At 59.5% G+C, this 18,029-nt stretch carries 15 protein-coding genes; all 15 read right to left on the reverse strand.

The window, feature by feature from the left end:
• Positions 1 to 8 precede the first annotated feature (8 nt).
• Positions 9 to 1,262 carry a tetratricopeptide repeat protein gene (locus tag ACIQUI_RS23665; RefSeq protein ID WP_403203117.1) on the reverse strand — a complete coding sequence of 418 codons (1,254 nt, stop codon included), beginning with the start codon at positions 1,260 to 1,262 and terminating at the stop codon, positions 9 to 11.
• A gap of 134 nt (positions 1,263 to 1,396) precedes the next feature.
• Positions 1,397 to 2,893: a PucR family transcriptional regulator gene (locus tag ACIQUI_RS23670; RefSeq protein ID WP_403203118.1), complete on the reverse strand. Its 1,497-nt coding sequence runs from the start codon at positions 2,891 to 2,893 to the stop codon at positions 1,397 to 1,399.
• A gap of 23 nt (positions 2,894 to 2,916) precedes the next feature.
• Entirely contained in the window at positions 2,917 to 3,264 is a 348-nt protein-coding gene (locus ACIQUI_RS23675; RefSeq protein WP_403203119.1) for a cupin domain-containing protein, read from the reverse strand.
• 12 nt (positions 3,265 to 3,276) lie between these two features.
• Positions 3,277 to 4,683 (reverse strand): NAD(P)/FAD-dependent oxidoreductase, encoded by a 1,407-nt coding sequence (locus ACIQUI_RS23680; RefSeq protein WP_403203120.1) that lies wholly within the window; start codon positions 4,681 to 4,683, stop codon positions 3,277 to 3,279.
• Positions 4,684 to 4,895: 212 nt separating this feature from the next.
• Positions 4,896 to 5,654 (reverse strand): ATP-binding cassette domain-containing protein, encoded by a 759-nt coding sequence (locus ACIQUI_RS23685; RefSeq protein ID WP_391137386.1) that lies wholly within the window; start codon positions 5,652 to 5,654, stop codon positions 4,896 to 4,898.
• A complete protein-coding gene (locus tag ACIQUI_RS23690; protein WP_403203121.1) occupies positions 5,647 to 6,309 on the reverse strand; it encodes an amino acid ABC transporter permease in 663 nt (220 codons plus the stop codon). The genes ACIQUI_RS23685 and ACIQUI_RS23690 overlap by 8 nt, the downstream gene beginning before the upstream one ends.
• A gap of 9 nt (positions 6,310 to 6,318) precedes the next feature.
• Positions 6,319 to 6,960, reverse strand: a complete 642-nt coding sequence (locus tag ACIQUI_RS23695; protein ID WP_391137380.1) for an ABC transporter permease subunit — start codon at positions 6,958 to 6,960, stop codon at positions 6,319 to 6,321.
• A gap of 27 nt (positions 6,961 to 6,987) precedes the next feature.
• Positions 6,988 to 7,851, reverse strand: a complete 864-nt coding sequence (locus tag ACIQUI_RS23700) for a transporter substrate-binding domain-containing protein (RefSeq protein ID WP_403203122.1) — start codon at positions 7,849 to 7,851, stop codon at positions 6,988 to 6,990.
• A gap of 555 nt (positions 7,852 to 8,406) precedes the next feature.
• Entirely contained in the window at positions 8,407 to 9,741 is a 1,335-nt protein-coding gene (locus ACIQUI_RS23705) for an MFS transporter (RefSeq protein ID WP_403203123.1), read from the reverse strand.
• Between the two features lie 433 nt (positions 9,742 to 10,174).
• Complete coding sequence (locus ACIQUI_RS23710; protein WP_403203124.1) at positions 10,175 to 11,209, reverse strand: ABC transporter substrate-binding protein; 1,035 nt, start codon at positions 11,207 to 11,209, stop codon at positions 10,175 to 10,177.
• Positions 11,210 to 11,332: 123 nt separating this feature from the next.
• Positions 11,333 to 12,355: an aldo/keto reductase gene (locus ACIQUI_RS23715; protein ID WP_403203125.1), complete on the reverse strand. Its 1,023-nt coding sequence runs from the start codon at positions 12,353 to 12,355 to the stop codon at positions 11,333 to 11,335.
• A gap of 57 nt (positions 12,356 to 12,412) precedes the next feature.
• Positions 12,413 to 13,855 carry an NADP-dependent succinate-semialdehyde dehydrogenase gene (gene gabD, locus ACIQUI_RS23720; protein WP_403203126.1) on the reverse strand — a complete coding sequence of 481 codons (1,443 nt, stop codon included), beginning with the start codon at positions 13,853 to 13,855 and terminating at the stop codon, positions 12,413 to 12,415.
• Positions 13,856 to 13,865: 10 nt separating this feature from the next.
• Positions 13,866 to 15,509, reverse strand: a complete 1,644-nt coding sequence (locus tag ACIQUI_RS23725; RefSeq protein WP_403203127.1) for an acetolactate synthase large subunit — start codon at positions 15,507 to 15,509, stop codon at positions 13,866 to 13,868.
• 94 nt (positions 15,510 to 15,603) lie between these two features.
• Positions 15,604 to 17,055, reverse strand: coding sequence for an aldehyde dehydrogenase family protein (locus tag ACIQUI_RS23730; RefSeq protein ID WP_403203128.1), 1,452 nt, complete (start codon positions 17,053 to 17,055; stop codon positions 15,604 to 15,606).
• A complete protein-coding gene (locus ACIQUI_RS23735) occupies positions 17,052 to 18,020 on the reverse strand; it encodes an NAD(P)-dependent oxidoreductase (protein WP_391135970.1) in 969 nt (322 codons plus the stop codon). The genes ACIQUI_RS23730 and ACIQUI_RS23735 overlap by 4 nt, the downstream gene beginning before the upstream one ends.
• Between the last annotated feature and the right edge of the window lie 9 nt (positions 18,021 to 18,029).

Consider the following 18,029-nt stretch of genomic DNA (forward strand, 5'->3'; position numbering starts at 1 on the left):
ATACCCCCTCAGGCGCGGGCGTGTACGGCTGGATCCGTAGTGCGGCGAAGCGACTCAATCAAGGTTTGCTGAACAATTTCCCGTTGCGCACCGCTCCCGCCTATCCTGACCACGTCATTGGCAACCCCCTGCAGTGTGCGAAAGCACGTTTCGTACCGGCCTTCGGCGAACGCCAGCATTGCACGACAGAGTTCTGGTGCGACCCGACCTGCTGCAAGGCTCCCACGCAGTAACTGCTCATCGAGGGCAGCAATACGCTGTTCAACCGCCGCTCGATCGCCGGTGGCAGCCGACAGTATCGCCATGTGCAAGTCGGCGAAGGCGAAGCCTGCGCCCTGAAAGTATGGCTGCGCATACGCTGCCAATTCAGTCCAAAGCGTGCGGGGGTGATCGATACCGCCAAGCGACAAGCGCCAGAGTAACGATGCGCCGTCGGTGATGATATTCAACGGTACGCCAGCGGAGACATCAGGGGCAACGCTGTTCGAATAGATACTCAGTGCCTGCTCATGCCTGCCTTGCGCCAACGCCCCAAGGGCTGCGTGCCAGGCAATGTGGCCATGCAGCACGCCAGCGCGGTCGTACTCCGGTAGCCAACCGTCGATGGCTTGTGTGATGTCAGCGTGAAGACCGGACTCATGCAACACATGGACGTGGGCATGAAACGCATTGGCGTTTTTTATCCGTAACTGAAGCGAACGCTCGGTCAGCTCACGTGCGCGCATAAGGTTGCCATTTTCGCCATGCGCCCATCCGCGATACCCGGTGAACCACCAGTCATCATGCGAAAAATGCCTGGCATGACGCTCACAGAGTGTCACACGTGCCTGGTCGTGATCATCCCTGCCCGAGAACGCGAAAAGGCCAAAAGCCCCCAACGGAAGCGAGAAGATGATTACATCCGTGGGCCAGCGTTCTACATGCGCCAGCGCACAATCAAGGGCTTGGGCTGATTGCCCGCCGATGGCCAGTGAAAGCACATGGACGTGGCTTCGCTCCCGCTCATTGCCCACCTTGACCACCCATTGCCGGGCCAACTCGATACTGCCCTTGGCGTGTTCGATTTGACCACGCATGGCATGGAGCCGGGCTCGTGCTGCATGAGCAAGCGCAAAGGAAGGGTCTTCGGTGAGCGCAGCCTCCAATGCCTCATTCGCCCCCGGCCAGGCAGCAAGCATTAGATCTACGCCCGTTTGATAGCGCTCAGCGGCTGCTTGTGATGAGGTGGAAAGCACAAGGCCATAGCGATCGGCGATTGACATACAGAAGACCCGTTGGATTCGAGAGCGTACATCATGCCCAATCTAACTGGCTGAACTTGCAGAAATAAATTCATGCGCATTCTAAAAACTGCTCAAGTTGCCTTACGCATCGGATCGCCACGATAGCCATTGCCTCAGTGTTGTTCGCCATCCTCGACGGCCCACGCACTCTGCAGCGCGAACCACAGCGCTGCCACGTCGGCAGTCGAATCCAGCGACCGCCCGCTTATCTCCTCGACACGACGAATCCGGTAGACCAGGGTCTGCTTATGCACATGCAAGCGGTTGGCGGCCTTCAACCATGAGCGGTTCTCTTCGAGCAGCACCTTCAAACTGGTGATCAGCGCAGTGTTGTTACTTTTGTCGTACTGATATACCGCACCCAACACATGGTTGAATGCACGCGCCGCTTCATCGGGCGTTCGCGGCATCCAGGGGGTATCGGTTTCCAGCTCGGCATACAGGCACAGCGATCTTCTTCGATGGGTATGAGCATGGGCCACCCAGGCCTCGCGCAGTGCATCGGGGGCCCTGTACGGCGTCTGGAGCGCTGCGCTGGCGCCCAACGACACGCCCAATTGCTGAGCGTACTCGGCAAGCAACGATTGATTGTGCAACAGCAGCAGTTGGTCCGCCTGCCGGCGCACGAGCGCGCCGATATCCATCTTGCGCAGCCTGGCATCGATACGGGTAGCGGCTTCGCCATCGAGCCGGGCTACGGAGATGACCGCATTGACCAGCGAAGTCCCCGGTAGGAAATCCTGCAACCGGGCTTCAGCGTCAGCGGTTTGCAAGCGCCGCTGTATCAGGTCATCGAGCAGCTCCGACCCCAGGCGCAGATGCCGCTCCAGCTCGGCCTGCACTCGCTGCGTTTCAAGTGCCAGCACCACCGTCAGGTGATGGAGCAGCCCATAGTCGGGCAAGCGGTCCCCCACGATGACCAGCAGGCAGCCTTGCTGATTGGACAATTCGATGCTATGGAACTCGCCCTTGTTCGCCTGATGGCGGCGAACGATCGACTGTTGGGCCTTACTGCGACTGCGCCCCAGCGCCAAAGCGCTGCGCAGGCTTTCAGGCAACGCCGGAAGTGCGTCCGCCCAAGGCTCGAGGTCTTCACATCCAACAAGATACAGCTCGCACTGGATATCACCCGCCAGCCTGGCAAGTGTTGCAGGCAACCCCAGCCCCTGCATCCCAAGACGCGCACTCTCGTAAACGTTGGCCAGGGTCGTGCGCCTGGCATATTCCTCCTGCTGGTTGGCATCGATGATGGCGCGCGTCACCGCCGCGAATGGCACTTCATAGTCAGTCATGATGACCGGGAACCCCAATGCATCCCCACAGGCGGTCAAACCGCTGATGTCGGCGGGCGCTTGCATGTTCTCACCGATCATGATGCCCGCAAGCCCACACTCCGCCAGGCGCGTGAGATATTCACGCTGCTGACCAGGCTGACGCGGTATTCCCAGACCTGTAGTCATCAGCACATCACCACTGCCCAGCCACTCGCCAGGATCGGCAAGCTCGAAGGCGTGCGCCCAACGCACCAGACGATCCTGACCTCGGTGCCCGGCGATGATTCGCGAACGCAATTCGGGTAGGGCGATCAGGTCACGGATACGTTGGGCCACTGCAAGCACTCCACTGCAATCGATCAAGCCAGGATGATATACGTCTTGCGTACCGTGCTGCGGATATCCCAGGTACCGTGGGTATTGGCGCTGAAATACAACACATCGCCCGCCGCGAAGTCGACGGTCTGCCCGCCCTGGGCCGTGAAGCTGCCCTCCCCTGAGATGATATAGCTGTATTCAGCCTGCATGACCTGCCGCTGGAAACGGCCCGGGGTGCATTCCCAGACACCGGCCTCGCCTCGGCCATCGGTCAATACCTGGTTCGCCGCCAGGCGTGCCTGCGCAACGGGCTCTTCCACTTCAGAGCCCAGCCGCACGGCATCGCCAAAACTCAGTGGATCTCGCGTACAGATCTTGGTCATGGTCATCGTCAAATATCCTCAGTTCTTGTCTTCCAGGCCCGAAGGGGCGAAGCGTGCCAGGTAGCGGTCCAACATTGCAGAAGGCTGCCCGGCCAATTCATCTCGTTCCTTGCGCAGCACGGCATTGCGCACCAGATTTCCACCCAGGTACCGTAGGGGTTCCGGCGGAAAGCTCCGGCAATTACGGCCGACCAATGCACAGCGGCTCCAGGCATCGTCACGCCCCAAGGCCAGGCTTGCCAGCACCCGCCCGCCCAGGCGACTCGGGCCTACGCCGTTGCCGCTCCAACCGATTCCGTAATGCACATTCGCATGCCCGTTAAGCTGTCCGAATACCGGCAGGCTGTCGTAAGTTCGGTCTATGGGCCCCGACCATCCCGCCTGGATCTGCGCATCGCCGATCATTGGATAGGTTCGGCGCAAATCCGCTTCCGTCAGGGCGATACTCTGACGGTGTTCGCTGAACACACCGTCTATCCGCGAACCGTAACTGATGGCTCCGGTGCCTTTGCCAAAGCAAATACGGCCATCCTGGGTCGTGCGGTAGTAATCCACCAGCAACTGCGAGTCAGTGATCGCCTCCCCCCCCGTCCAGCCGATTTTTGCCAGGCGCTCTGGCATACGCTCGGTGGCTACAATCGAGCTGTTGACCGGCACGATCAGTTTGGCCAGAGCCGGTACCGCCGCAGCCCAGGCGTTGATCGCCAGCACGACGGATTTGGCTCGCACTTGCCCGTGACGCGTGGTGACAGTAGCCGGCCCGCCCGGCTGTATGTCCTGCACAGGCGTATGCTCGTGGATCAGCACGCCCATTTTCAGCGCCACGTCACGCATGCCTTTTACCAGCAGCGCCGGCTGTACCGTAGCGATGCTGCGTTCGAATACACCTCCCAGGTGTACGGACGACCCGGTGCGGCGGGCGACTTCACGTGCATCCAGGCGCTCGAACGGTTCTACCCCAAGCTTGGCACAGGCCGCCAGCGTACCGTTCCAGCTGTCCAGGTGCTGCCGTGTTGTCGCTGTCCACAACCAGCCGCTCTGGCGAAAGTGCGCGTCGATACCGTGGCGCTCACAAAAGGTACCGAGTTCGTTGATGGCCTCTTCGGCAGCGTAGGCCAGAAACAGCGCTTGTTCGGTGGAGCTGAACGCCGTGAGCGAACCGATTTTCGGCCACCAGGACATCACAAAACCGCCATTGCGGCCGGAAGCGCCACCTCCGCAGATATGCTGTTCGAGCACAAGCACGCGAGCTTCAGGCTCCAACTCCTTGATCGTCATGGCCGTCCACAGTCCGACGAAGCCACCACCGACGATCACCACATCCGCCGCTTGTACCCCCTGCAGGGGCGTCGTGGCACTTTCCAGCAAATCGGCGGAGGTCATCCAATGGCTGGGCTTGAGCGGAACAGTTGTTGTCAGTTTCATTGTAAGTTCCTGCAAAAGATTAAGCTTGAAGAGGTGCTCGCCACCCCGGCCAAGCACTTCCAGTTCCTACCTTGAATGTTTCTTCGGCACGCAAGATGCCGACCCACCCGGTAACAGGCAGGCAGGCAAAACGAGGTCTGCAACAATCTTGTGCCAGTCGAGCGTCTGACTCGCGATGCAACGCTCAAGGTCGTGCGTTGCTACCCGCCTGTTCAGGCCTCAAGTTCGAGAAACTTCCTGACACGCTCGCTCTCGGGCGCGTTGAAGAATTTCTGTGGCGCCGCGCGCTCGATGATCACGCCCTGCTCAAGGAACACCACTTCATTGGAAACCTGGCGCGCGAACTCCATTTCGTGAGTGACCACGATCATGGTGTAGCCTTCGTTCGACAGCCCCTTCATTACCTGCAGCACTTCACCAACCCTCTCAGGGTCCAGCGCCGAGGTGGGTTCATCGAACAGGATTACCTCCGGGTTCATGGCCAAGGCCCGGGCAATTGCAACCCGCTGCTTCTGGCCACCCGACAGCGTGTAGGGATACTGGTCGCGCTTGTCCAGCATGCCGACCTTGCTCAACAACTGCTCGGCCTGCTGGCGCGCCGCCTCCTTGGGTACCTTGCTGACCCGGATGGGCGCTTCGGTGACATTCTGCAAAACCGTCAGGTGCGGCCACAGGTTGAAGCTCTGGAACACCATTGCCGTGCGCGCTCGCACGGCAGCGAGCGTTTTGTTGTCCATCGGCTTGCCCGATTCGGTCACGCCAATTGGCTGGCCACCGATGGTAATGCTGCCGCGATCCGGCACCTCCAGCCAGTTGATGCAGCGCAGCAAGGTCGACTTGCCCGAGCCAGACGAGCCCAGAATGCTGACGACGCTGCCTTTTTTGACATCCAGGCTGACGCCGCGCAGCACCTCGATCCCGCCAAAGCTTTTGCTCAGGTCCTTGATACTGACTACCACTTCGTCATGCATGTTCGATTCCTCGGGCAACACCGTAACGGGCCAATCGCTGCACATACAGATCAATCAGCAGGGTCAACAACACGTAGAAGGCAATGGACACCAGGAACGCATTGGTCGGGATGAAGTAACTGGCCTGTACGGCGCTCGCCGCCGCGGTGAGTTCCTGCAGCGTGATGATCGATAGAAAGGCCGTGTCCTTCAGCGCATACACCATCTGATTGCCGATCAACGGCCGCGACCGCATCAGCAGTTGCGGCAGGATGATCCGCAGGTACAGCGGCACACGTCGAAAGCCTTGCGCCAGTGCCGCCTCGGCCTGGCCCACGGGCAGGGTGAGCTGGCTACCGCGCAGGATTTCCGCCAGATAGGCGCCATGATAGAGACTCAACGCGGCAGCTCCGGCGACCCAGGCGTTCGGCCTGAACCCCAGCTCAGGCGCTCCGTAATAGAACAGGTAAGCCAGGATCAGGAACGGCAACATGCGCATGACGCTGATGTAGCCCCTGACCCCGCTGCGCAGCAAAGCGTTGCTGCTCAGCCCAAAGTGGGCCAGGCATCCCAGCAGGAAAGCGCCGGCAAACGATGCTGCAAACAGCAGCACGGTGGTCCACACCCCATGAAGAAAGACGTCCCTGACTTCCCAGATAATCTGCCAATCCGTCATGACGCCTCCTTACACCGCCAGTCGGCGGGCTTTGAACTCGAGCAACTGTTGCAGCTTGAGCAGTCCACCAATCATGAGCATGTACAACACTGCAGCTGCCAGAATCGGCGGCAGGGGTTCATAGGTAACCGAAGTAATCCGGTTCGTGACCCGGGTAAGGTCGACGATGCCGATGACCGCTACGGCTGGGCTGGCCTTGATCAGAAATGACATTTCGCTGACCAGTGCCGGCAGGCTGTTGACGATGACCTGGGGCAGCATGATGCGACGGAAGAACACCCACCGGGTCATGCCGCAGGCATAGGCCGCCTCCCGTTGCTCACGGGCAAAGCCAATGAACGCCGAGCGCCAGATTTCCGCGTTGAAGGCTGCGGTGTTGGCAGTCAATGCCATGATCGCTGCCGCCACACGGTTGATCTGGATGCCGAACGAAGGCGCGGCCAGAAAGATGAACAGGGTCAATGTGACCAGCGGCGTGGCCCTGGCCAGGGTGACATACATCGCCAGCGCCTGGCTCAACACCGGCAGCTTGCTGACCCTGCCTGCTGCAATCAGCAGACCGATCGGCACGCCCAGGGCGATGGCCGCGGCTGACACGTACAAGGTCACCCAGGCTCCGTCCAGCAACAGTTTCCAGGTATCGAGATTCATGGGTAGCTCCTCGACGTAGAACAGGCTTCAGAGACCCGCCAGTGTATGGAACTCGCTGACACTGGTGATCGGCTGTGCTGGCATGTCGGGGAAGGCTTCACCGAACCATTTCACTTGAAGAGCGGCCAGGCGCCCGCTCGCGCGGACCTCGGTCATGAAATCGGTGAAGAACTGGCGCAGTTGCGGGTTGTTTTTCGGGATGGCCCAGGCGTTGAACCCACCGCCCGACACCGCGAACCCTTTGGCGAAGACTTCAGGGCGTGTCCTTACAACGTCGTTAACTGCGATCAACGAGGTGATCGCATAGTCGATACGACCACTGGCGAGGTCCGCAAATGCCTCGGTGTAAGATTGATACTTCACCAGTTCACCACGATCACAGCCAGCCGCGTCGAGCATTTTGTCGAGTTCCGGCAAACGGGCTTCGAATGAACTGCCGCCCTGCAACCCAACCGTTTTTCCGCACAGGCTCTTCACCTCGCTGGTGATCGAAGTGTCATTCTTGCGTTTGACGAAGAAGTGCTGGGCCGGTGCAAAGGGCGGAGCAAAGTCGAATACTCGCAGTCGCTCATCGGTGACCACCGAACCGGTGAAAGCTGCATCGAATTTGCCCGTGGTGACGCCACCCAGCAGCCCGGTCCAAGGCATGATTTCCTGGCGCACTTCAATTCCGCGTGCCTTGCCGAAAGCCTTGAGATCCTCCAGAAGGTCGGCGTGGAAGCCTGCCGGTTTGCCATCGACGATGTAGTTGAAGGGGGAATAGTCGTCTTCAGTGACCACCGTCATGTAACCCCTGGCCTTGATATCTGCAAGGTCGGCATGGGCGACCATGGCGCTGCCAAAGGCGGCGAGTGCGCCAACTGCGAAGACCATCTTTTTGAAAGCGCTCATTTTTTTTGTCATTTTTAGAGACTCCAGTATTGGATCATAGAAAGCGTTGTTGTGTAGGCCAACGGCTCCATGACTGCCGTTCTGCAACATCCATGCGCAGGGTTTACGCGTTCACGAATGAACACACCGAAAAAATCAGCAGGATGAAGGACTGAAACGGGATCGCTATTTTTATTGCACCGACTGTGAAGGTGGGTGTCGTATCGGCCTGCCACAGGCCGATGACTATGTATTAACGTACGAACCAACCTTTCGCAAGAACAAATCAACGGCAAAAAAGATAAATCTGCATTTTTCCAGATCATTCATACCGCAGTATGAAAGTCCTCGTAATTTTCTTGCTCTGATACTATTCAACTATCCAACCCAGGCCTTTATAACTGGGCATGCTCGCACTCCTTTCAGCTGATTAGCACAATCTAAGATAAACGCCTAACGCAAAAAAGCCGTCTCGCAAATACGAGACGGCTTTTTCAGTAGACATTCTTTCATTATAAAAAAAGCGCGATTTCTATTCGAAATCGCGCCAAACGACACAACAAGAGCAGCTAATTCTTAAGCCGAGGCAGCACTTGCCTTGGCGAGGTCCAGTGAGCGCGTCTCAGGGGCCATCTGCCAGGTGAAGAACAGACCTACCATCGAGATGCCAAAGGCAACGATCATGGTATTGGCGATGCCGATGGACGACAGCGACATAGGCACAAGGTAGGTACCGATAGCTGCGCCGATCCGCGAAAGCGATGTAGCCAGGCCCACCGCCGACCCTCGAACTTCAGTTGGGAACAGCTCGTTGGGATATACGTATTGCAGCACCTGGGCACCACCGATGAACAGCGCGTAGCTGCCAAACAGCGCCAAGGTCAGCAGGCCAGCACCATCTGGGAACAGGCCAAGCAGCAGCAGTGCCAGGCCGGACCACAGGAAGCTGTGGATGAGCATTTTGCGTCGACCCAGCGGGTTGATCAGCTTCACACCCAGCAGGCAGCCAAATACGAAGATGATGGTGATCGCCACCGCGCCCCAGGCAGCCAGATCACCCGTCAAGCCCATCGCAGCGAGAATCTTGGGAGCGAATGCATAGATCGCGAACTGAGGGATGATCGAGCAGGTCCAGAAGATGCTGACGAAGAAAATGCGTTTGCCGTAATGCGAGTGGAACAGCGAGGAAACGGAAACCTTGCGCTCGGCCACAGGCTCGGACAGGTCGGCGATGGAGAATTTGTCGCCATACACCTTCTTGATGACCTGATCTGCTTCAGCAGTGCGACCCTTGCTGAGCAACCAACGGGCAGACTCAGGGGTACCAGCACGCATGATCAGGAACAATACGGCCGGCACCACGGCACTGGCCAGCGCCCAACGCCAGGCCTCAGGGCCCATCGCACGAAGGATGAATTCACCTGCCACGTAAGCGACGGCTGCACCGACGAACCACATCATCACCAGGCTGGCCAGAATCGAGCCACGCTGTTTCTTTGGCAGGAACTCGGCCAGCAACGAGGTGGCAAGCGGGTGGTCGGCGCCGATGGCAACCCCCAGCAGCAAGCGCAACGCGATAAGCGCTGCAGCGGAATTGACCCAGAACTGGCCAAGCGAGAATACGGCCAATGCTACCAGCACCAGCACATAAAGTGTCTTGCGACCGAGTTTATCGGTGAACAGCCCACCCACGAACCCGCCAAAGAACATACCGATCAGGGAAGCTGCGGCGACCATACCTTCTTGAAAAACAGTCAACTGCAGCGACTGACTCAGTTGCACAAGGACGACACCGATAATACTCAGGATATAGCCATCCAGGAACGGGGCGCCAGAGGAGTACACGGCCAGCTTTTTGTGGAAGCTGTTCAGCGGGGCATCTTCGAGGGAAATCTTTTGCTTATTTGACATTATGTTGTCTCTTTGCTCGATGCTAAGTAACTCATGCAAGCCCGCAAACCGGCAAGACGGGGCACGCGGCAGAAACGTATGAGTTACCGTATTATTTTTGTATATAAACTTAGCTCGCCGAACGACTATTGCGGGATTCGAAATCCTCATTGCAAAGTGAACGACGCAAGTTGGCAGTCCCTGCACATCGGCATGGCGCTACGATCAGGGTTATACGACGTCTTCGTACAACTGCGTGTTCGAGCTGCCGGCCGAGCAAATTCCTACGACGCGCCCAGAGTAAGCTGGCGTGAGCTCAGGAAATAGTATGATTACCACAAAGAATGCGAGATCTCGGTCAACTGTCATGTTTGTTACGGACAGCGCCAAATCCGGTGGACGCACTGTTCCACCGGAATGTCATGTCATCGGCGTGAAGGGATGCCGGGTCAAGTCAACCCTTCCGGGCGACCCAGGCATTGAAGCGCTCCTGCAGCTCCTCGCCATGGTCGATCCAGAACTCGCTGCTCACCGCCATCGAACGCGCCATGTTGTCAGGTGCGGTATTGAGCTGCCGGGCCAACGCAGGATCAAGCAACGCGGCGGTGTGCAGGTTGACCGAGCCATAGCCCAGCTGGGTGGTGTGCTTCTGCTGGTTTTCGGGACGCAGAGTGAACGCGATGAAGTCTTCGGCAAGTGCCTTGTTCTTGCTGCCACGGGGGATCGCCCAGTAGTCGATGGAGTAGATGCTGCCATTCCAGATCGGTTTGATCGGGGCGCCCGACTGCTCGGCAGCGAAGATGCGACCGTTGAATGCAGTGGTCATCACTACGTCCTTGCTGGCGAGGAACTGCATGGGCTGTGCGCCAGCCTCCCACCACTGGATGTAGGATTTGATTTCGTCGAGCTTGTGGAATGCCCGGTTTACCCCTTCCGGCGTTCCCAGCACCTGATAGACCTGCTCACGTGGCACGCCATCGGCCATCAAGGCAGCTTCCAGATTGAACTTGGGCCCCCTGCGCAGGGCGCGCTTGCCTGGGAATTTCTTGATGTCCCAGAAATCCTGCCAACCATCAGGCGCCGTTTTCAGCGCATCAGTGTTGTAGGCAAGTGCCATCGACCACACCAACAGCCCCGCACCGCAGTCTGAAAGCGTGCCCGGCACGAAGTCTTCCTGCTTGCCGAGGCGGGCCTGGTCCAGCGGCTCGAACAGCCCCTCCTCGCAGCCACGCACAAGGTCGTCGCCCTCAACCTGAACCACGTCCCAGTTGACGCTGTTGGTATCGACCATGACCTTGATACGCCCCATCTCGCCGTTGTATTCACCGGCGATCAGTTTTACCTGATGGGCAGCTTCGAACGGCTGATAGAAAACCTCGGTCTGTACCGTCTTGCTGACACCCCCGTACGAGATGACCGTCATCTCGGTAGCAACAGCTGGGGTGGCCAGGACGGAAATCATTGCACCAGCGATCAATCCTTTGTTCATGCGAGCCTCTCTATTTATTGGTTTTGTAAAGAAGTTTTACGCGTGCAACGTACTGCGAAAAAAAAGCGAGCACCGACCGGTGAGGCAAATGCTCGCTGGATCCACCAGGATCAAAAAGCGGTATCAGCGTGAAGCCGGGGTGGGCGCATCCTCGCGGATAAGCGAGCGCCGTTTCAGCTCATGCCAGAATTCGTCAGGAATATCGTGCTCGAAGGTCACGATGTTTTCGCTGAGCTGCTGAACACTGCGCACACCCGGAATGATGTTCGCCACCGCTGGGTGCGCGGTGATGAACTGTAACGCTGCCGACTTGAGGGGAACATTGAACTCCCGGCAGACGTCCTCGATCGACTGCACAAGCTGCAGCACGGGCGCTTGCGCCGGCGCGTAGTTGTAGCGCGCCCCCGGTACCGCACCGGTAGCCAGAATGCCGCTGTTGTAACCGCCCCCAACGATGACCGAGACACCCTCTGCCTCACAGCGTGGCAGAAACGCGTCCAAGGCATCCTGCTCGATCAACGTGTAACGGCCCGCCAGCAGCAGGCAGTCAAAATCGACACGGCGAATGGCTTCATGGGCCACGTCGCTTTCGTTGACACCAATGCCGATCGACTTCACCACGCCTTGGTCGCGCAGCTCGAGCAGCGCCCTGCCCGCTCCTTTCATGGCGTGGTCGAACACCTCCGGCTGCTGACTGCCATGGGTGTAGACATCCACTTCGTGAATGAGCGCGACATCGATGTACTCAAGCCCCGTGCGCTGCAGGCTGTCTTCAATGGACCGCATCGTGCCGTCATAGGAGTAGTCGAACCGCCATTCGAATGGCAGCCCCTTGATCCAGCAACCGAAGTCGATTTCTTCACGACGGCGAGGCGTCAGCAGCCGGCCCACTTTGGTCGCCAGCACGAACTGCTCGCGAGGCTGCCAGCGCAACCCCTGCCCTAACCGGGCTTCGCTCAGGCCATGGCCGTAGCTCGGGGCCGTGTCGAAAAAGCGGATGCCGGCATTCCAGGTGGCCTGGATGAGTTCTGCGGCAGTCTCTTCACTGATCGGCGCCATGAAATTGCCCAATTGGGCAGCGCCAAAGCCCATGACGCTGGTCTCGATGCCAGAGCGAGCCCATTTGCGTTGCTGTGAAGCTTGCATGGTTGACGTTCCTTTCAAGAGGCCCGGCCGAAGCCGGGCATTGGTGAAACTGCGTCTTCAGATGCTCAGGCACAGGTACTTGATTTCGAGGTAGTCCTCGATACCGTACTTGGAGCCTTCGCGGCCCAGGCCCGACGCCTTGATGCCACCGAACGGTGCCACTTCGTTGGAGATCAGGCCGGTGTTGATACCCACCATGCCGTATTCCAAGGCTTCGGCAACACGGAACACACGGCTCATGTCGCGGGCGTAGAAGTATGAAGCCAGGCCAAACTCGGTGTCGTTGGACATGGCGATGACTTCGGCTTCGTCCTTGAAGCGGAACAGCGGTGCCAGCGGGCCGAATGTTTCATCCTTGGCAACGGCAGCCTCATTGGGCACATCAATCAGGATGGTAGGCTCGAAGAAATGCCCCTCGATGATTTGTCCACCCGCAAGCACCTTGGCGCCTTTGGAGACCGCGTCATCAATGTGCTCCTGGACCTTGGCAACGGCTTTGCCGTCGATCAGCGGGCCAGTGGTGGTGCCCTCTTCCAGGCCGTTACCGATCTTCAGCTTGGCAACTGCAGCGGCCAGCTTCTGGGCAAACGCGTCGTACACGCCGTCCTGCACATAAATGCGGTTGGCGCAGACGCAGGTCTGACCGTTGTTGCGGAATTTGGAAATCATCGCGCCCTCGACGGCCTTGTCGAGGTCAGCGTCGTCGAACACGATGAACGGGGCGTTGCCACCCAGCTCCAGGGAAACCTTCTTGATGTCCTTGGCGCATTCCTGCATCAACTGGCGACCGATGTCGGTGGAGCCGGTGAACGACAGCTTGCGTACCAGGGTGTTGCCGGTCAGTTCGCTGCCCACTTCGCCAGCGCTACCGGTGACCACGCTCAGCACGCCAGCCGGGATGCCGGCACGGTTGGCCAGCTCGACCAGCGCCAAGGCGGAGTACGGGGTTTGCGAAGCAGGCTTGAGCACCATGGTGCAGCCAGCGGCCAGGGCCGGGCCGGCTTTACGGGTGATCATGGCAGCCGGGAAGTTCCACGGGGTGATGGCCGCGGTAACGCCGATAGGCTGCTTGATGACGATCAGGCGCTTGTCTGGCTGGTGGCCAGGAATGGTGTCACCGTAGACGCGCTTGGCTTCTTCGGCGAACCACTCGATGAACGAGGCGGCGTAGGCGATTTCGCCCTTGGCTTCGGCCAGTGGCTTGCCTTGCTCGGTGGTCATCAGGCGAGCCAGGTCGTCCTGGTGCTCGATCATCAGTTCGAACCAGCGACGCAGCTTGGTCGAACGCTCTTTGGCGGTAAGGGCACGCCAGGCCGGCAAGGCCTTGTCGGCGGCTTCGATGGCGCGGCGGGTTTCCGCGGTGCCCATCTTCGGCACGGTACCGATGACTTCACCGGTGGCCGGGTTGGTCACACGGATTACCAGACCGCTGTCAGCATCCAGCCACTCGCCATTGATGAATGCTTGCTGGCGGAACAGTTGTGAATCTTTCAATTGCATGTCCAACTCCTCAGATGGCAGCACTGCGCTCGCGCAGGTCCATGTTCAGGATGCGATCGTTTTCGCTGTAGTCGACCGGGCAGTCGATCACGTGCACGCCCGGGGTCTTGATGCAGTGCTCCAGCAGCGGCAACAGGCCTTCGGCACTATCCACGCGGTGACCATTGGCACCATAGGACTCGGCATACTTGACGAAGTCCGGGTTGCCGTAGTCCAGGCCAAAATCGGTGAAGCCCATGTTGGCCTGCTTCCAGCGGATCATGCCGTAGCCATCGTCACGCAGGATCACCACGGTGATGTGCATGTTCAGACGGACAGCAGTTTCCAGTTCCTGGCTGTTCATCATGAAGCCGCCGTCGCCGCACACCGAAATCACCGGGCGGTCCGGGTGCACCAGGTGCGCCGCCATGGCCGAGGGCAGGCCGGCGCCCATGGTCGCCAGGGCGTTGTCCAGCAGCACGGTGTTCGGCTTGTGCGCTTTGTAGTTACGGGCGAACCAGATCTTGTAGATGCCGTTGTCCAAGGCCACGATGCCTTCGGACGGCAGTACGCGACGGATGTCGGCAACCAGGCGCTGCGGATAGACCGGGAAGCGGTTGTCGTCGCCGCCTTCGGCGATTTGCGCTTCGTTGGCCTCGCGGATCGCCAGCAGGCGGGTGAAATCCCAGTGCGAGGTGTCGGTCAGCGCTTCGCTGATCTGCCACACGGCGTTGGCGATGTCGCCGATCACTTCGACCTGTGGGAAGTACACGGCATCGACTTCGGCTGAGCGGAAGTTGATGTGAATGACTTCGGTGCCACCACGGACCATGAAGAATGGCGGCTTCTCGATCACGTCGTGGCCGATGTTGATGATCAGGTCGGCAGCTTCTACAGCACGGTGCACGAAGTCACCGGACGAGAGCGCGGCGTTGCCCAGGAAGCGCGGGTGGCGCTCGTCGACCACACCTTTACCCATCTGGGTGGTGATGAACGGGATGCCAGTTTTGTCGATCAGTTGCTGGAGGACCTTGGCGGTCATCTTGCGGTTGGCGCCGGCACCGATCACCAGGATCGGACTGCGAGCGTTCTGCAGCTTTTCAACGGCAGCTTCAATCGACTTGTGCTCGGCCAGCGGGCGGCGGTGCAGACTGCGTGGGACCGGGAGGGCATCGGTCTGCTCGGCAGCGATGTCTTCCGGCAGTTCCAGGTGCACGGCCCCCGGCTTTTCTTCTTCAGCCAGGCGGAACGCTTCGCGCATACGCGCCGGGATATTGTCAGCCGAGGCGAACTGATGGGTGTACTTGGTGATGGGGTCCATCATGCCGCACACGTCGATGATCTGGAATCGGCCCTGCTTGGACTTCTTGATCGGCTTCTGACCGGTGATCATCATCATCGGCATGCCGCCCAGATAGGCGTATGCACTGGCGGTCACCAGGTTGGTGGCGCCAGGACCGAGGGTCGACAGGCTCACGCCGGTCTTGCCGGTCAGACGGCCGTAGGTGGCAGCCATGAAGCCCGCGGATTGTTCGTGACGGGTCAGCACCAGCTTGATCTTCGACTTGCGCAGCGATTCCAGCAGGTCGAGGTTTTCCTCACCAGGAATGCCAAACACATACTCGACACCTTCGTTTTCCAGGCATTGCACAACGACATCGGCGGCCTTGGCCATTTTTCTTGTAACCTCAAATTCAGAGTTTTAGGCGCAGCAGTACCCGCGGGACCGCAAGCGGCCCCGTGGGTGAACTTCAGGAACAGGTAGGCGTTCAGGCCAGCTGGTAAGTGGTCTTGACGCGGGTGAAGAACTGGCGAGCATGCGTGCCTTGCTCGCGCGAGCCCAGGCTCGAAGCGCCATTGCCACCGAACGGAACGTGGTAGTCCACGCCGGCAGTCGGCAGATTGACCATGACCATGCCTGCCGAGCTGTTGCGCTTGAAGTGTTCGGCGTAACGCAGCGAGGTGGTCACGATACCGGCGGAAAGCCCGAACTGGGTATCTTCGGCTGCAGCGAAAGCTGCCTCGTAATCGCTGACCTTGAGCACGCTCAATACCGGGCCAAAGATTTCTTCGCGGTAGATACGCATCTCTGGTGTCACTTCGGTGAACAGCGCAGGCGTGAACAGGTAGCCGCCCGCCTCGTTCTCGATACGCTCACCACCACAGACCAGTTTCGCGCCTTGCTCGCGCCCGCTGGCTACGTAGGACAGGTTTTGCTCCAGCTGGCGGCCGTCAACAACTGGACCGATATCGGTAGAAGCCTGCAGCGCATCGCCGACTTTCAAGGCACGGGTACGTTCGGCCAGGCGCGCTACGAACGCGTCATGGATACCTGCGGTGACGATGACGCGGGAGCTTGCGGTGCAGCGCTGGCCAGTGCTGAAGAACGAACCGTTGAGCGCAACGTCCACCGCCTGCTCCAGGTCGGCGTCGTCCAGCACGATCAGCGGGTTCTTGCCGCCCATCTCCAACTGGACCTTCTTCATGCCTTCAGCCGCCAGTTTGGCGATCTGACGGCCAGTGTTTTCCGAACCGGTGAAGCTGATGCCATCGATGTGCGGCGAACGGATGATCGTGTCGCCTACGCTGCGGCCAGGGCCGATCAGCATGTTGAACACACCCGCGGGCAGGCCGGAACGGCTGATGATTTCCGCCAGAGCCCAGGCCGAGGACGGTACCAGCTCGGCAGGCTTGAACACCACGCAGTTGCCGAAGCACAGCGCTGGCGCGATCTTCCAGGCCGGGATGGCGATCGGGAAGTTCCAAGGGGCGATGATGCCGATCACACCCAGTGGCTGGGTGAACACATCGATGCCTACGTCCTGGCGCACCGACTGATACTTCTCGCCTTCGGCGCGCAGCGCTTCCTGGGCATAGAACTTGAACGAACGGCCCGCGCGGTCGACTTCGCCCAGCGCTTCGCGAACGATCTTGCCTTCTTCGCGAGCCAGCAGCAGCGCGAGTTCCTCACGACGTGCAAGAATCTCGGTACCGATGAAATCCAGCGCATCAGCGCGCTGCTGCGGATTGCTGCGCGCCCAGGCTGGCTGGGCGCGGCGGGCGGCGGCGATGGCCTGCTCGGTCAGTTCCTGATCGGCGCGCACGAAACGCTCGACGACCTCACCAGGGTTGGACGGGTTACGGTTCTCGAGGATATCGGCGCCGCTGTCCAGAGCGACGAAAGCGCCGTCAACAAAGCTGGTTTTGGTGGCGATGGTCATGCGGTACGGATCCTTTTATCGGTGGCGTGGCGGGCAACGTAATCAGTGATGTTGTCGACGGCGCGATCCATCAACTGCTGCATGGCATCCTCACTGCTCCAGGCAATGTGCGGATTGAGGATGAAGTCGTCCCGGTCGATCAGCTGGAACAGTGGGTTGCTCGGATGTAGCGGTTCTACTTCAACCACGTCCAGCGCCACACCGCCCAAGCGCCCGTTTTGCAGTGCGTCGATCAGCGCGGCTTCATTGACGATGCCACCGCGACCGGTGTTGATCACCAGCGCATCCGACTTCATGGTCGCCAGTTTTGCAGCATCGATCAGGTCATAGGTTTCAGGCGTCAATGGCGCATTGATCGACAGCACGTCGCAGCTCTTGAGGAGGCTTTCCAGCGAGCGGGAATCGGGGCCCGGGCGCTTGCCGCCGCGGTCCTCGAACAGCACTTCCATGCCGAACGCACGGGCCAGTTCAGCCAGTCGCACAGCAATCGGGCCACTGCCGATGATCGCCATCTGCTTGCCACGCACATCACGGATGCGGTGATCGAAATAGATGTTCTTGTACTCGGCCTGACCTGCATGCACCTTGCGCATCAGTCGGTTGAACGCAGCCGGGCGACGGAACAGCTCCAGCATCATCGCCATGCTGTGCTCGGCGACGGTGTTGGCCGCGTAACCGGGCACGCTGGACACTTCGATGCCGTGGGCTTCGCAGTACTCGACATCAACGATGTCGCGGCCAGTCAACGCCAGCGAGATCATCTTCAGCTTCGGCAACTGACGCAGGTGCTCTTCGCGCAGCGGCACGCTGCAGGTCAGCGCCACAGTGGCGTCTTTCAGATGCTCAAGCACCTGGTCAGGGTGGGTGTAGGCAAACTGCTGCCAGGTGTGCTCGCAGTCTGGGCGCTTCAAACGCGTCGAAGCCGCAAGGCCCTCGTCATCGAGGAAAACGATATGTTCGCTCATGATTCTGAT

This window comes from Pseudomonas sp. NPDC090592 (assembly GCF_044769185.1).
Lineage (GTDB): Bacteria > Pseudomonadota > Gammaproteobacteria > Pseudomonadales > Pseudomonadaceae > Aquipseudomonas.

Bases quoted from the DNA above. Each gene is read 5' to 3' on its own strand.
- gabD (WP_403203126.1), bottom strand. From the start codon at position 13,855: ATGCAATTGAAAGATTCACAACTGTTCCGCCAGCAAGCATTCATCAAT.
- ACIQUI_RS23705 (WP_403203123.1), bottom strand. From the start codon at position 9,741: ATGTCAAATAAGCAAAAGATTTCCCTCGAAGATGCCCCGCTGAACAGC.
- ACIQUI_RS23710 (WP_403203124.1), bottom strand. From the start codon at position 11,209: ATGAACAAAGGATTGATCGCTGGTGCAATGATTTCCGTCCTGGCCACC.
- ACIQUI_RS23685 (WP_391137386.1), bottom strand. From the start codon at position 5,654: ATGCATGACGAAGTGGTAGTCAGTATCAAGGACCTGAGCAAAAGCTTT.
- ACIQUI_RS23725 (WP_403203127.1), bottom strand. From the start codon at position 15,509: ATGGCCAAGGCCGCCGATGTCGTTGTGCAATGCCTGGAAAACGAAGGT.
- ACIQUI_RS23690 (WP_403203121.1), bottom strand. From the start codon at position 6,309: ATGACGGATTGGCAGATTATCTGGGAAGTCAGGGACGTCTTTCTTCAT.
- ACIQUI_RS23665 (WP_403203117.1), bottom strand. From the start codon at position 1,262: ATGTCAATCGCCGATCGCTATGGCCTTGTGCTTTCCACCTCATCACAA.
- ACIQUI_RS23730 (WP_403203128.1), bottom strand. From the start codon at position 17,055: ATGACCATCGCCACCAAAACCAGCTTTGTTGACGGCGCTTTCGTCGCT.
- ACIQUI_RS23735 (WP_391135970.1), bottom strand. From the start codon at position 18,020: ATGAGCGAACATATCGTTTTCCTCGATGACGAGGGCCTTGCGGCTTCG.
- ACIQUI_RS23700 (WP_403203122.1), bottom strand. From the start codon at position 7,851: ATGAGCGCTTTCAAAAAGATGGTCTTCGCAGTTGGCGCACTCGCCGCC.
- ACIQUI_RS23715 (WP_403203125.1), bottom strand. From the start codon at position 12,355: ATGCAAGCTTCACAGCAACGCAAATGGGCTCGCTCTGGCATCGAGACC.
- ACIQUI_RS23695 (WP_391137380.1), bottom strand. From the start codon at position 6,960: ATGAATCTCGATACCTGGAAACTGTTGCTGGACGGAGCCTGGGTGACC.
- ACIQUI_RS23675 (WP_403203119.1), bottom strand. From the start codon at position 3,264: ATGACCATGACCAAGATCTGTACGCGAGATCCACTGAGTTTTGGCGAT.
- ACIQUI_RS23680 (WP_403203120.1), bottom strand. From the start codon at position 4,683: ATGAAACTGACAACAACTGTTCCGCTCAAGCCCAGCCATTGGATGACC.